Here is a 14,374-nt window from a genome sequence, read left to right as displayed (position 1 = left end):
GGAGGCGGAACCTCCGGGTGTTTTTAACGTATGCGGTTGGGATCACTGACCGCGGATCTTCTTGAGGTCCGCCAGAACGGCGTCAACGACGTCGGCGCCGATTTCAGCCTTGTGCTTTTCATAGACGACCATGGATTTTTCGCGGATACGCGCCTGCTCTTCGGGAGACAGCGTGTTCACCTCGAGGCCGGCAGCCTTGATCTTTTCCAGCGACTTCTGGTTCAGTTCGCGGATGACCTTGCGCTCTTCGTCACGACCGACAACTGCGCATTCACGCAGGGCTGCCTGCTCTTCGGGCGTGTAGCTGTCGAAGATCGGCTTGGAGAAGAGGAAGAGGAACGGCGTGTAAGCGTGGTTCGTCTCGGTGACGTATTTCTGCACTTCGTAGAACTTCGACGTGTCGATCGTCACATAGGGGTTTTCCTGTGCATCGATCGCGTTGGTCTCAAGCGCCGAGAAGACTTCGCCGAAAGCCATCGGTGTTGCGTTTGCACCGAGGTTCTGGAAGGTGTCGAGGAAGATGTTGTTCTGCATCACGCGGACCTTGAGGCCCGAGAAATCTTCCCACTTGTTCACGGCATGCTTGGAGTTCGACAGGTTGCGGAAACCGTTTTCCCAGTAGGCCAGGTTGACGAGGCCCTGCTCTTCCAGCTTCTTGTTCATCATGTCGCCGAACGCGCCGTCCATGACAGCGTCTGCTTCCTTGGCGTTGGAGAACAGGAAGGGCAGGTCGAAGACGCCGAGCGATGGAATGAGACCGACGAGCGGCGACGAGGAGGTTACGACGGCTTCCTGAACGCCGGAGCGCAGTGCCTGGGTTGCCTGAAGGTCTCCACCGAGTGCGCCGCCCCAGAACGCTGTCAGCTTCAGCTTGCCGCCCGACTTGTCGTCGAGGCAGGCCTGCATCGCCTTGATGCCGTTGCCAACCGGATGGTCCTGATTGATGCCGTTCGAAACGCGGATGTTGCGGCTGTTGAATTCGGCCATTGCCGGCGCTGCGGCGCCCACCGCGAAAGCGATTGCCGTGGTGGTCAGAAGAAGCTTTCTCATAATATCCTCCCTTGGATTGTGGTCGAGAAAAAGTTTCGATTAACGAAGGTACTGCAGAGGCACGAGGACGATGTCCGGGAAAATCACGAGCAGCGCCAGCACGATGGTTTCGGCAACGAGGAACGGCCAGACACCGACCGTGACCTTGCCGAGCGGGATCCGGCCAACGCCGCTGACGACGTTGAGCACCACGCCAACCGGCGGGGTAATCAGGCCGATGGCGTTGTTGATGATGAAGAGGACACCGAAATAGACCGGGTCGATACCCGCCTGCTTCACGATCGGCATCAGAACTGGCGTCAGGATCAGGATGGTCGGCGTCAGGTCGAGCGCGGTGCCGACGACGAAGACCAGCACCATGATGACGGCCATCAGCAGCATCGGACGATCGATCAGCGGTTCGATGTAACCGGCGACTTCATTCGGAATATTCGCCGCGGTGATGAGCCACGCGGAAACGAGTGCCGCGCAGACGAGGAACATGATGATCGAGGTGCTCTTGGCGGCGCGCAGGAGCACGTGGAATAGGTCCGCCGGCTTCAATTCGCGGTAGATCACCATCCCGACGAAAAGCGCATAGGCGGCGGCAACCACGGCGGCTTCCGTCGGCGTCATGATGCCGGCCTTGATGCCGCCGAGGATGATGACGGGCATGCCGAGAGCCCAGCCGGCGCGAGCCGTGGCTGTCACGCGTTCCTTCGCCGTGGTTTTCGGCAGCGGCTTGACGTCATCCTTGCGTACAACGATCAGCCAGGCGATGATAAGCGATGCGCCCATCAGTATGCCGGGAACGATACCGGCGAGGAAGAGCTGGGTGATAGAGACGTTCGCGGCGACACCGAAAACGATGAAGGCCATGGATGGCGGGATGACCGGGGCGATGATACCGCCAGCGGCAATCAGACCGCCGGAGCGCGGAATGTTGTAGCCAGCCTTCGCCATCATCGGGATGAGGATCGCGGCAAGCGCTGCGGTATCGGCTGCCGCCGAACCGGAGATACTGGCCATGATGATGGCGGCGACAATGGCCACGATGCCGAGGCCGCCTCTGATATGGCCGACCAGCGCGATCGCAAAGTCGATGATGCGGCGGGAGAGACCACCGGAATTCATCAGTTCGCCGGCCAGAATGAAGAAGGGAATGGCAAGCAGGGTGAAGGTGTCTGCGCCCGAGATCATGTTCTGCGCGATGATCGCGGTGTTGAACATGCCCATGTACCACATGAGCACGACGCCGCAGAACATCAGCGAGAAAGCGACGGGAACGCCAATCGCCATGGCTCCGAGCAGAGAGCCGACAAAAACGAAAAGTGTCATGGTATCAGCGCTCCGAAAGCTGTTCGATCGTCAGGTTCTCGCCCGCAAACTGGGCGATTTCGTCTTCCGTGACGCGGCCGGTCAATTGCCTGTAGAGACGCTCCAGCGCGATGACGAACATGAGACCACCCGTGAACATGCCGATACCATAGACCCAGATCATGGAGAGTTTGGTGACCGGTGCGTGCATGCTGGCGTTGATGCCGGATTGTTTCCAGGTGCCCCAGAAGAAGATGGCGGAACAGGCCAGGATGATGATGTTGGAGATGATCATGCAGATGATGCGGGCGCGGCGCGACAGAAACATCACGAGCGTTTCAATGCCCATATGGCTGTTCTCGCGGAAGGTCAGCACGGCGCCAAGGAAGGTCAGCCATACGAAGAAGTAGCGTGACAGCTCTTCCGAGACATTGATGCCGGAATTCATCGTGTAACGCATGACGACGTTGACGAAGACCATGATCGACATGCCAGCGAGCAGCGCGACGAGAATGATTTCGAGAATCCGGTAAAAGAGATTGATGGTCTTTTGCATTTTCCCCTCCCGAAGAAATGTTTAGAGCAATCCTCGTTTTGCGAGGTTGCGCATCAGGGCCGCGGTGCCGAACGTCCATTCCGGGCATTCGTCCGTCGTCGTGACCCAGTTTATCAGCTTGCCGAGCTTGGGTGTGGAAATCTCGACCCGGTCGCCTTTGGAATGTGTGAAGCCGAGGCCGGGGCCGTGACGGTCCTTGACCGGCGCGAACATTGTGCCGAGGAAAAAGACCGCCCCGTCAGGATATTGATGATTGCGGTTCAAGAGCTGCGAGGCGAGGTTCTCCGGCGTGCGGCTGATTGCTTCCATGGGGCTGACGCCGGTCATGGTGAAGCCGTCTTCGCCCTCGACCAGAAGCGAGATCTGCGACTTCTTCACATCCTCAATGGTAAAGTTGCCGTCGAACAGGCGGATGAAGGGACCGATCGCACAGGATGCATTATTGTCCTTCGCCTTGCTGAGCAGCAGGGCGGAACGGCCTTCGAAGTCGCGCAGGTTGACGTCGTTGCCAAGCGTCGCGCCGACAATGCGACCGTCAGAGGTGATGGCCAGCACCACTTCCGGCTCGGGATTGTTCCATTGCGATTTCGGGTGAACGCCGATCAGCGCACCACAGCCAACCGAGGCCATGGCTTGCGCCTTGGAGAAGATTTCCGCATCCGGACCGATGCCGACTTCCAGATATTGCGACCAGAGGCCCATTTCCTGGAGCAGTTTCTTCACTTCGGCCGCTTTTTCGGAGCCGGCTTCCAGGCCCTTGAGGTTGTCGCCGAGAACCGGGGCCAGCCGGCCGCGAATTTCCTGCGCGCGCAGCGGATCGCCCTTGGCCTGCTCTTCGATCACCCGTTCCAGCATGCTTTCGGCGAAGGTGACGCCGGCGGCCTTGACGGCCTGAATGTCATTGGGTGCAAGGAGTTCGCCGGCGGAACCGTCCAGAAACGCGTCCAGTGCGCCAAGCGCAACAAAAGCGGCGGTGTCGACGAGTTGCGTCACCAGATCCGTTTTCTCCAGAAGCTCCGACATGGTGGGGGCAAGCGAGGTAAGGTCATAAAGCACGCCACCCTTGAGCAGCACAGGGCACGGGCCGTCCTCGCTCTTCGACCAGACGCGGCCGACGAGAAGCGCGTTTTCGAAATCGTCAGGCAAAATTGTGGTAGCGTCGATAGACCTTGTGCCGGCCATGTAGTCCTCCCCTTCACACCCGACAGGCCGCCTCCTGCGGTCTTATTGTCTGGATGTCTGACAACCTAATCTCTTTCTTCTTAGTATGACTTTTACAGCGAGTCTAGCGGTCCGTTAGACAAAAATTCGCCTTGATTGACACCGGCCATACAACACATGCGGTGAAGCTGTCCTATAACTTCAGCGTCAACGACGCCCAAAATTCAAAATATATCGAGATCGATGTTCAGGCGCCGGGCAGCGCCTAAAATGTGCTGACGCATCGCATCTCGCGCCACCGCAACGTCCCGGGATGCGATCGCCTCCCGTAGCACCACGTGCTCGTTGATGGTGATTTCGAGAATTTCGCCGTAAACAGCGCGCGAAAACGCCGTGTTGATGGCGGAACTGATGCGCTGGGCGATGAAGCCCAGAAAAATCAGGAAATATTCGTTGCCGGTCGCTTCCGCCATGGTGCGGTGGAAATCGAGATCGGCTTCGACACCGTCCTTCGACCACTCGACGGCATTGCGCATGCCGTAAATCGCCTTGTCGAACCTTTCGAGATGTTCGGGTTTGTGATGCAACGCGGCGAGGCCGGCAGCATCGATTTCCAGCGACATACGAAGCTGCATCAGGTCGCGAAAGTTTTCGGGATCGTTGAGGGTGGATTGCTCGATCCGGATCGACAGTCGCTGTCGCGGGTCGGTCACAAAAGCTCCGACGCCCTGCCTTGTCTCAACGAAGCCTTCATTGCGTAGTTGCGCGATCGCCTCGCGAATGACCGAGCGGCTGACACCAAAGGTCTTGGCGAGAACGTGTTCGGTCGGCAGCCTGTCGCCCGGCCCGAGTTTCGAATCATTGATTTCGCGCGCCATCTCCGCGGCAATCCGGCCCGGCAGGTGGTCATTGCGATGTATCTGATTGAACTCCAGCGTCATGATTGCTCCCGTTCGACCGAAACGATGATTGCCCGTTCACGCGGCAGGCGACTTCCTCCTTCGCCGTCCACGCTATTTCAAGGGGCGGCGTTCTCCGCCCCGTCGTTTCTCGATTAGCTATCCGGTTGGAGGGTTATCTGGCAACCGGGATTCATGCGTAGAGCCGGATCAAAGGCGTTTTTCAGACCCATGATCATCCGCCGCTGCACGTCGGACAGCCGGCTTTCGAAATCGGAGCGCTTCAGGCGGCCGATGCCGTGTTCGGCACTGATGCTGCCGACATAACGGTCTAGCACCTCGTTCACCAATGTCTTCGACTTGTAGATAATGGCCTCGCGCTCGTCCGGCGTCGAGCCGTTGGGCGGCAATACGTTGAGGTGCACGTTGCCATCGCCGACATGGCCGTACGAAACCGCCAGGCACTCCGGCAGCTTTTCCGCGAGTTCCGCTTCTGCCTCTGCGACAAATGCGGCCAGTTTTGACAACGGCACGGAAATATCGGTGCGCATGTGGCTGCCGCGCAGCGCCTGTCCTTCATTCATCCCTTCCCGGAACAGCCAGAGCGATTGCGCCTGGGCACGGGAAGAGGCGATGACGCCATCCAGCACCAGCCCGTCTTCCATGACGCCTTCGAGGAAGCGCCCCATCAGGTCGGCCGTGTCTACCAGGCCGGAGCCTGAAATTTCCATCAGCACATAGGCCGGATAATCACCGGCGATTGGCATTTTGAGGTCGGGAATTGCCTCGATCGCCAGCGTGAAGGCGATCGGGGGCATGAATTCGAAGGCGGACATCAGGTCGCAGCATTCGCGGCGGGCGCGGCGGTAAAGCTTGATGGCGTCATCGAGCGAATTCAGGCCGAGCAGCGCCGTTTCGACATGTTCTGGATTGGGATAGAGTTTAACCGCAACGGCAGTAATGATGCCAAGCGTTCCTTCCGCGCCGATGAAAAGCTGCTTCAGGTCGATGCCACGATTATCCTTGCGCAGGGTCGAGAGGCCGTTCCAGATGGTGCCATCCGGCAGGACCACTTCGAGGCCAAGCACCAGTTCGCGGGTCATGCCATAACGCAGCACATTGATGCCGCCGGCATTGGTGGAAACATTGCCGCCAATGCGGCAGCTGCCCTGCGCACCGAGCGAAAGGGGAAAGAACATGCCCTTGTCCTGCACCGCATCCTTGAACTCCGAGAGGATGCAGCCGGCTTCGACCACGGCAGAAAAATCGTCGCTGTCGATGGTGCGGATGGCATTCATGCGCTCAAGGCTCAGTACGACCTGATGGTCGGGCGCATCGGGAATGCTACCAAGTACCAGACCGGTATTGCCGCCCTGGGGAATGACTGCGAGGCCGAGTTCCGCGCAGACGCGGACGGTGTCGGATACTTCCTGCGTGGAGCGCGGGCGAATGACCGCAACCGCCGAACTGGTGACGTCGCCGTGCCAGTCCCGACAATATCGCAGCATATCTTCCTGCGATGTCAGCAGCAGAGCTTCACCCAGCCTCTCCTTCAGCGACACCCGCAACTTTTCGATATCGTGTTCGCCCCCGATCGTCATTCCACCCTCTCCGTTCAATCCGCCCTGACAATTGGCGAGAGCCGTACCATTGTGTTTGATGGTGCCCTTGCTTTTGCCGGTTTGCGAAAAAATACTATTTTCAACCGGAGCATATAAGGTTATCAGACAACCTTACAAGCTAATTTATCGGTCTGTCGGCCGGTGAGGTATTTTTCGGTCTCGGGAGAACGACCGGGGCAAAGAGGAGGAAGACATGCATATCGCAATCATCGGCGCCGCAGGCATGGTTGGCCGCAAGCTGACACAGCGCCTCGTGAAAGACGGAGCGCTCGGCGGCAAACCGATCGAGAAATTCACGCTCATCGACGTGTTCCAGCCTGAGGCGCCCGCCGGTTTTTCCGGTGCGGTTGACGCGCGCGCGGCCGATTTGTCGGCGCCGGGAGAAGCTGAGCAGCTGGTCGAAGCCCGCCCGGACGTCATCTTCCACCTTGCCGCCATCGTATCAGGTGAAGCCGAGCTTGATTTCGACAAGGGCTACCGCATCAATCTCGACGGCACGCGTTATCTCTTCGATGCCATCCGCCTTGCCCATGGCAAGGATGGTTACAAGCCGCGCGTGGTCTTTACCTCCTCGATTGCCGTCTTCGGTGCGCCGCTTCCTTATCCGATCCCGGATGAATTCCATACCACGCCGCTCACCAGCTACGGCACACAGAAGGCGATCTGCGAGCTGCTGCTGTCCGATTACAGCCGTCGCGGTTTCTTCGACGGTATCGGCATCCGCCTGCCGACCATCTGCATTCGCCCCGGCAAGCCCAATGCGGCCGCCTCCGGCTTCTTCTCCAACATTCTTCGCGAGCCGCTGGTTGGTCAGGAAGCAGTTCTGCCAGTGCCGGAAAGCATTCGCCACTGGCACGCTTCGCCCCGTTCCGCCGTCGGTTTCCTTATCCATGGTGCGACTATCGACGTGGAAAAGGTCGGTCCGCGCCGTAACCTGTCGATGCCGGGCCTCAGTGCTACCGTTGGCGAACAGATCGAAGCACTGCGCAAGGTCGCTGGAGAAAAGGCCGTCGCCCTCATTCGTCGCGAGCCGAACGAGATGATCATGCGCATGTGCGAGGGCTGGGCCCCCGGTTTCGAAGCCAAGCGCGCCCGCGAACTGGGCTTTACGGCCGAAAGCTCCTTCGAAGAAATCATTCAGGTTCACATCGAAGACGAGCTAGGAGGTTCCCTGAAATGAGTGTCAGCGGGGAGGAGAAGAAGCGGTCAATCGCCTTTATCGGCACTGGCCTGATGGGGGGGCCGATGGCGCGGCGTTTGCTCAACGCCGGCTTTTTGGTGACGGTCTGGAACCGTAGCGCCGATAAGGCCGAAGCCCTTGTCGCTGACGGTGCGGTTGTCGCCGCATCTCCGGCAGAGGCCGCGAAGAACGCCGATATCGTCATCACCATGCTAAGCGACGGCGCTGCCGTCGGCGAGGTGCTGTTTGAGGCGGGGGTGGCCGAGGCGCTGACCAAGGGTGCCGTCGTGATCGATAGCAGTTCGATTGCGCCGCCGATCGCGCGGGAGCATTCGTCGCGTCTCCAGGCGCTCGGCATTCATCACGTCGACGCACCGGTTTCCGGTGGTGTGCCGGGCGCGACGGCCGGGACGCTCGCCATCATGGCCGGTGGGGACGAGGCGTTGATCTCAGGTCTTGCGGATGTCTTCGCCCCAATGGGCCGGCTCACCTATGTCGGTCCGTCGGGCGCCGGCCAGCTCTGCAAGCTCGCCAACCAGCAGATCGTCGCCATCACGATTGGCGCAGTTGCCGAGGCGATGATGCTGGTGGAAGCCGGTGGAGCATCGCGTGAAGGTTTCCGCAACGCGATTCGTGGTGGGTTTGCCGAAAGCCGGATTCTTGAACTCCATGGCGAGCGCATGGTGAAGCGCAATTTCGTGCCGGGTGGTCCGTCCAAATTCCAGCTCAAGGACCTGAACGGCGTTCTGGCAACGGCGAAGGATCTCTCGCTCAACCTTCCGCTCACCCAGCAGGTCACGCGGGAATTCGATGACTTCGTTGGCGACGGCGGGGCCGATATCGATCATAGCGGCATCCTTCTCTATCTCGAAAAACTCAACAACCGCGAACGGGGCTGAAGCGATCTCATGAGCGATAAGACACCCATGCGCCGGCTGCGATCGCAGGACTGGTTCGACAACCCTGATCACCTCGACATGACGGCGCTCTATCTGGAGCGCTTCATGAATTATGGCGTAACGCCGGAAGAGCTTCGCTCCGGCAAGCCCGTCATCGGTATCGCCCAGAGCGGCAGCGACCTCACGCCCTGCAACCGGGTGCATGTGGAACTGGTGAAGCGGGTGCGGGACGGCATCCGCGATGCAGGCGGTATCCCGATCGAGTTCCCGACACATCCGATGTTTGAAAACTGCAAGCGCCCAACGGCCGCGCTCGACCGCAATCTGGCCTATTTAAGCCTGGTTGAAGTGCTTTATGGCTATCCGCTTGACGGCGTCGTTCTGACCACCGGTTGCGACAAGACCACGCCTTCAGCGCTGATGGCGGCAAGCACCGTCGATATTCCGGCCATCGTCCTATCTGGTGGTCCGATGCTCGACGGCTATCATGATGGCGACCTTGTGGGTTCCGGCACCGTCATCTGGCGCATGCGCCGCAAGTATGGCGCTGGCGAAATCACCCGCGAGGAGTTTTTGCAGGCGGCGCTCGAATCGGCGCCCTCGGTAGGGCATTGCAACACCATGGGCACGGCCTCCACCATGAACGCCCTTGCGGAAGCGCTCGGGATGTCGCTCACCGGCTGCGGCGCCATTCCCGCCGCCTACCGCGAGCGAGGGCAGATGGCCTATCGGACCGGCCGTCGTGCCGTTGAACTGGTTGTCGAGAACATCAAGCCCTCTGACATCATGACGCGCGAAGCCTTCCTGAATGCGATCCGCGTCAATTCGGCCATTGGCGGTTCCACCAATGCGCAGCCGCATCTGGCGGCCATGGCAAAACATGCGGGCGTCGAGCTCCGCGAAGAGGACTGGCAGGTCCACGGCTACGATATCCCGTTGCTGGCGAACGTTCAGCCGGCCGGCAAATGGCTGGGGGAGAAATATCATCGTGCCGGCGGCACGCCTGCCATCATGTGGGAGCTTCTGAAGGCTGGTAAACTCGACGGTAACTGTCCGACGGTGACCGGCAAAACCGTGGCGGAGAATCTGGAAGGCCGTGAATCGACCGACCGCGATGTGATCCTGCCCTACGACCAGCCGCTGAAGGAGCGCGCCGGTTTCCTCGTGCTCAAGGGCAATCTCTTCGATTTCGCCATCATGAAAACCAGCGTGATCTCGGCGGAGTTTCGCCAGCGGTATCTCAGCGAGCCGGGCCGCGAAGGCATTTTCGAAGGCAAATGTGTGGTCTTCGATGGTTCGGAAGACTATCACGCGCGCATCAACGATCCGTCGCTTGATATCGATGAGCGCACGATTCTCGTCATTCGCGGCGCAGGGCCGCTTGGATGGCCGGGATCGGCCGAAGTCGTCAACATGCAGCCGCCGGATGCCCTGTTGCGTAAAGGAATTACCAGCCTGCCCACGATCGGCGACGGCCGGCAGTCTGGAACGGCGGACAGCCCGTCCATCCTCAACGCCTCGCCGGAAAGTGCGGCCGGCGGTGGGCTGGCATGGCTGCGCACCGGTGACGTGATCCGCATCGACTTCAACAAGGGTGAGTGCAACGCGCTGGTGCCGGATGAAGAGCTAAACGCCCGCAAGGCCGATGGCATTCCCGTCGTGCCTGCGGATGCGACGCCCTGGCAACGCATCTATCGCCGATCCGTCACGCAGCTTTCGGATGGGGCGGTGTTGGAAGGCGCTGCGGATTTCCGCCGGATTGCCGAGAAAATGCCCCGGCACAATCACTGACGACGATGACAAGTCCCCGGCCAAGACCGGGGATTTTTCTTTTCGAGATGGTTTCGCGATTTGTTTTGACCTCCTAATGTACCGGCGAATCCACATGACATTCGCGGACTGGGGCAGGGCATGACAGATATTTCGATGATTGAGGCAGCGCGTCAGCGCATTGGCAACCAGGCGGTGCGGACCCCGCTGCTCACATCACCCTTTCTGGACGAAATTGCCGGACGAAAGCTTTTCGTGAAGGCGGAATGCCTGCAAAGGACCGGGTCTTTCAAGTTTCGTGGTGGCTGGTCGGCGGTGTCAGGCCTGCCGGCCGAGAAGCGCGCCAGGGGCGTAATCGCCTTTTCCTCCGGCAACCATGCACAGGGCGTGGCGCTTGCGGCGAAACTGCACCGCGTTCCCGCCGTCATCATCATGCCGTCGGATGCGCCGAAGATCAAAATCGACAATACGCGCGCTTATGGCGCGGAGGTGGTGCTCTATGACCGGGCGCATGAAGACCGTGACGCCATTGGCGACCGCTTGTCGAGCGAGCGCGGGCTGACGCTGATCAGGCCTTATGACGAGCCACTGGTGATTGCAGGGCAGGGGACGGTCGGGCTTGAAATCGCCGAACAGGGCGCCGAACTCGGCATCGATGCCGCTGAGGTTCTGGTTCCGTGCGGCGGCGGCGGCTTGACCTCGGGCATCTCTCTTGCGCTTGCCGTGAATGCCGCGAAGTACAAGGTGAGAACGGCAGAACCGGAGCGATTTGATGACGTGGCCCGTTCGCTGGCCGCAGGCAATATTGAGCGGAATGCAACGACATCCGGTTCGATCTGCGATGCGATCGTTACGCCGCAACCCGGTAACATCACCTTTCCCATCATGGTAGGGCATTGCGGCAAGGGCTTGGCCGTCACCGAGGAGCAGGCGCTGCGGGCAATGGTTCTTGCCTTCAACCGACTGAAGATCGTCGTTGAACCGGGTGGCGCGGTTGCACTTGCTGCGGCGCTGTTTCATGGCGATGAGCTGGAAAGCGAGACGGTGATTGCCGTTGCGTCAGGCGGTAACGTCGATCCGGGGATCATGGCTGACGCCATCTCCCGCTTCGGCTGATTGACGGCGCGATCAGGTTTCAAGCCGTCTTGCGACTTCCGCGGCGATTGCCATCGAAGCTGTCAGCCCGGGGCTCTCGATCCCGAAGAGATTGACCAGGCCGGGCATGCCATGGGTTTCCGCTCCGTCGATGCGAAAGTCCATGGCGGGATCGTCCGGCCCGGAAATCTTCGGCCTTATGCCCGCATAGGCAGGCGCAAGAGCATCCTGCGGCAAGCCTGGCCAATAACGCTTTATCGCATCGCCGAAACCCTCCATGCGACGGGCATCGACGGCGTAGTCTATGGCGTCGACCCATTCCACATCAGGCCCGAACCGGGCCTGCCCGGCAAGGTCCAGCGTCAGGTGCACGCCAAGCCCGTGTGCGTGAGGCGCGGGATAGATCAACCGCGAAAAAGGCGATTTGCCTGCTAGCGAAAAATAGCTGCCTTTGGCAAAACGCGCCTGCGGGATCACCTCCGCCGGCAGTCCCTCTATCGCCCTTGCCACCATGGGCGCAACAAGCCCGGCGGAATTGACGAGCAGCCGGCAGGTGAGGCTGGCGGGCTCCCTGCCACCCACGAAAACGCGATAGTGACCGCCCCTCGCTTCCGCTCTCTCGAACGGCGCGTTGAGAGCAAGTGCCGCCCCATGGTCTTCCGCCTCACCGAGCAGCGCCAGCATATAGCCGTGGCTGTCAATGATACCGGTGGAAGGGGACAGCAGTGCGGAGACGCAGGCAAGGGCTGGTTCGAGTGAACGGGCGTGCGTTGCCTCGATCAGTCGCAGATCGTCGCAGCCATTGGCTCTGCCTTTTTCGCGCAGCGCGGTAAGCAGCGGCGTTTCGTCATCGGTTGTAGCGACGATGAGCTTACCGCAACGGCGATACGCGACGCCGTGCGTTCGGCAGAAATCATAAAGCCGTTCTTTTCCCTCGACACAGAGTTTCGCCTTTAGGCTGCCGGGTGGGTAATAAAGGCCCGCGTGGATGACCTCACTGTTGCGCGATGAGGTTGCCGAGCCAAATTCATTCGCGCTTTCGAGAATGATGACCGAACGACCACGCATCGACAGTTCACGGGCGATTGCAAGGCCAATGACCCCCGCTCCGATGATGATGGCGTCGATGTCAGTCATATCGTCCTGCCAAGCAAATTGCGTTTGAACAAACGTCCTGCCGCCACGTTAATATTTGACGTTGGGTAGATTGATGCTTGTTGGGAGGCAAGTGGCGACCCCTATTTTTCCCGACAGGCGCTTCTTATAGAATTCTATCTCTCCTTAAACGGCGGGGAAGAGAGATATTGTTGATCCAAGATGAGCGATGCCCGCTTCAGACGGGCAAGCAGGAAGGGAGTGTACAATGTCTTATTCCAAGGCAGGAAAAGTAAAAGACTTTGTCTCGCAGCCCCAGTCGCCGCGTAGCTGGAGAGATTCGGTTCATGCGGCCCTCGTTGGCGTCTGCATGGCCTTCGTCGCCGCCGTCATTCTTGGTCTCGTTCCCTGATCCTCCCGATTTTGCCATCAGGGCTGAAAATTCGGTCGCTCCTCCGACCGGCTTTTTTTATATCATCGGGACTTTAGATAATCCTCCGCCAGTTCCACCCAGAAAGCGGTTCCGAGCGGCAGGATTTCGTCGTTGAAATCGAACTTCGGGTGGTGCAAGGGCGGATCGTTTTCGGTGCGCGCGGTGCCGAGGAAGAAATAGCAGCCGGGCCGCTTTTCCAGCATATAGGCGAAGTCTTCCGCGCCCATCGACGGGCGCTTCATCTCTGCCACGTTTTCGGCACCCGCGAACCGGCGGGCGAGGTCGGCGACATAATCCGTTTCCGCCTTGTGATTGACGGTGGCGTTATAGCCGCGCTCGTAATCGACGGTGACGCTCATGCCATAGCTGGCGGCCTGGCCCTCGGCGATCGCACGAATACGCTTTTCCAGCTCGTCACGCACGTCCGGATCGAAAGAGCGGATGGTCAGCAGCATTTCCGCTGTTTCGGGAATGACATTGCTGGCAGCACCAGCATGGAATGCACCCACGGTGACCACCGCCGATGATTGCGGATGGATGTTGCGGGATACCACCGTCTGCAGCGCCATGATGATGCTCGCGCCGGCAACGATTGGATCGGCTGCGTCCTGTGGTTCGGCACCGTGGCCCCCATAACCCTTGACGGTGATCTTGCATTCATCGACGGCGGCAAGGATCGGTCCGTCGCGCATCACGAATTGGCCGAAGGGCAGGCCTGGATCATTATGCAACGCGAACACTGCATCGCAGGGGAAGCGCTCGAACAGGCCGTCCTCGATCATGATGCGGGCGCCACCGAAGTTTTCTTCCGCCGGCTGGAAGATGAGGTGCAGCGTTCCGTCGAAATTCTTTCTTTCGGCGATGATCTTCGCCGCACCGAGCAGCATGGCCGTGTGCCCATCGTGACCGCAGGCGTGCATTACGCCCTGATTGATGCTCGCATAGTCCGCGCCCGTCTCTTCGTGGATCGGTAGCGCATCGATATCGGCGCGTATGCCAAGTGTGCGTTGGCTGTCACCGTTTCGCAGCGTCGCAACAATGCCGGTGCCGGCAAGACCACGTGTTACCTCATAGCCCATTGTTTCCAACTGTTCGGCGATGAAATCCGAAGTCCTGAATTCCGAAAGGCCGATTTCCGGATTGCGGTGAAGGTGGTGGCGAATGGCAACCACGTCGGGCATGTGATTGGCGAAGGAAGCAATGTTTGCGGTCTGTCTGGTCATTTGCAAGTTCCTGGCTACGCCGTCCTTTTTCAGTGCGTTTCCCCTTGGACATATCAGGATGTCGACGGATTCTAAAGTGCCCTTCGCCATAGCGA

The 14,374-nt window shown here is 59.7% G+C and carries 13 protein-coding genes; 5 read left to right on the top strand and 8 right to left on the bottom strand.

What is annotated here, in order from left to right; translation table 11 throughout:
• Positions 1-42: 42 nt before the first annotated feature.
• From FS804_RS18100 to FS804_RS18075, 6 genes are all read right to left on the bottom strand, one after another.
• Positions 43-1,050 carry a TRAP transporter substrate-binding protein gene (locus FS804_RS18100; protein ID WP_063951483.1) on the bottom strand — a complete coding sequence of 336 codons (1,008 nt, stop codon included), beginning with the start codon at positions 1,048-1,050 and terminating at the stop codon, positions 43-45.
• Positions 1,051-1,089: 39 nt separating this feature from the next.
• Positions 1,090-2,367 (bottom strand): TRAP transporter large permease, encoded by a 1,278-nt coding sequence (locus tag FS804_RS18095; RefSeq protein WP_063951482.1) that lies wholly within the window; start codon positions 2,365-2,367, stop codon positions 1,090-1,092.
• 4 nt (positions 2,368-2,371) lie between these two features.
• Positions 2,372-2,902, bottom strand: a complete 531-nt coding sequence (locus tag FS804_RS18090; protein WP_144578293.1) for a TRAP transporter small permease — start codon at positions 2,900-2,902, stop codon at positions 2,372-2,374.
• 21 nt (positions 2,903-2,923) lie between these two features.
• Complete coding sequence (locus tag FS804_RS18085; RefSeq protein WP_144578291.1) at positions 2,924-4,084, bottom strand: fumarylacetoacetate hydrolase family protein; 1,161 nt, start codon at positions 4,082-4,084, stop codon at positions 2,924-2,926.
• A 203-nt stretch (positions 4,085-4,287) separates the two neighbouring features.
• Complete coding sequence (locus tag FS804_RS18080) at positions 4,288-5,004, bottom strand: FadR/GntR family transcriptional regulator (RefSeq protein ID WP_144578289.1); 717 nt, start codon at positions 5,002-5,004, stop codon at positions 4,288-4,290.
• Positions 5,005-5,117: 113 nt separating this feature from the next.
• On the bottom strand, positions 5,118-6,563 hold the full coding sequence (locus FS804_RS18075; protein ID WP_144578288.1) for an FAD-binding oxidoreductase: 1,446 nt from the start codon (positions 6,561-6,563) through the stop codon (positions 5,118-5,120).
• Between the two features lie 214 nt (positions 6,564-6,777).
• On the opposite strand from FS804_RS18075, the gene denD reads away from it, so the two are divergent.
• The 4 genes from denD (at position 6,778) to FS804_RS18055 (ending at position 11,549) form a co-directional block, all read left to right on the top strand.
• Positions 6,778-7,764: a D-erythronate dehydrogenase gene (gene denD / locus FS804_RS18070; RefSeq protein ID WP_063951477.1), complete on the top strand. Its 987-nt coding sequence runs from the start codon at positions 6,778-6,780 to the stop codon at positions 7,762-7,764.
• Positions 7,761-8,663, top strand: coding sequence for an NAD(P)-dependent oxidoreductase (locus FS804_RS18065; protein ID WP_144578286.1), 903 nt, complete (start codon positions 7,761-7,763; stop codon positions 8,661-8,663). The genes denD and FS804_RS18065 overlap by 4 nt, the downstream gene beginning before the upstream one ends.
• A gap of 9 nt (positions 8,664-8,672) precedes the next feature.
• Complete coding sequence (locus tag FS804_RS18060; RefSeq protein ID WP_144578285.1) at positions 8,673-10,454, top strand: IlvD/Edd family dehydratase; 1,782 nt, start codon at positions 8,673-8,675, stop codon at positions 10,452-10,454.
• 120 nt (positions 10,455-10,574) lie between these two features.
• Positions 10,575-11,549: a threonine/serine dehydratase gene (locus FS804_RS18055; protein WP_144578283.1), complete on the top strand. Its 975-nt coding sequence runs from the start codon at positions 10,575-10,577 to the stop codon at positions 11,547-11,549.
• A 12-nt stretch (positions 11,550-11,561) separates the two neighbouring features.
• On the opposite strand, the gene FS804_RS18050 is transcribed toward FS804_RS18055, so the two are convergent.
• Positions 11,562-12,665 carry an NAD(P)/FAD-dependent oxidoreductase gene (locus tag FS804_RS18050; RefSeq protein ID WP_144578280.1) on the bottom strand — a complete coding sequence of 368 codons (1,104 nt, stop codon included), beginning with the start codon at positions 12,663-12,665 and terminating at the stop codon, positions 11,562-11,564.
• Between the two features lie 226 nt (positions 12,666-12,891).
• Here FS804_RS18050 and FS804_RS18045 point away from each other — a divergent pair, with 226 nt between their 5' ends.
• Positions 12,892-13,035 carry a hypothetical protein gene (locus FS804_RS18045; protein WP_077225180.1) on the top strand — a complete coding sequence of 48 codons (144 nt, stop codon included), beginning with the start codon at positions 12,892-12,894 and terminating at the stop codon, positions 13,033-13,035.
• 62 nt (positions 13,036-13,097) lie between these two features.
• Here FS804_RS18045 and FS804_RS18040 read toward each other — a convergent pair whose 3' ends face one another.
• Positions 13,098-14,279, bottom strand: a complete 1,182-nt coding sequence (locus FS804_RS18040; RefSeq protein ID WP_186376888.1) for a M20 aminoacylase family protein — start codon at positions 14,277-14,279, stop codon at positions 13,098-13,100.
• Positions 14,280-14,374 lie beyond the last annotated feature (95 nt).

The organism is Agrobacterium sp. DE0009, from assembly GCF_007680755.1.
GTDB lineage: Bacteria > Pseudomonadota > Alphaproteobacteria > Rhizobiales > Rhizobiaceae > Agrobacterium > Agrobacterium tumefaciens_B.
The sequence above is the reverse complement of the archived record's forward strand: the minus strand, read 5'-3'. Positions and strand labels throughout refer to the sequence as shown.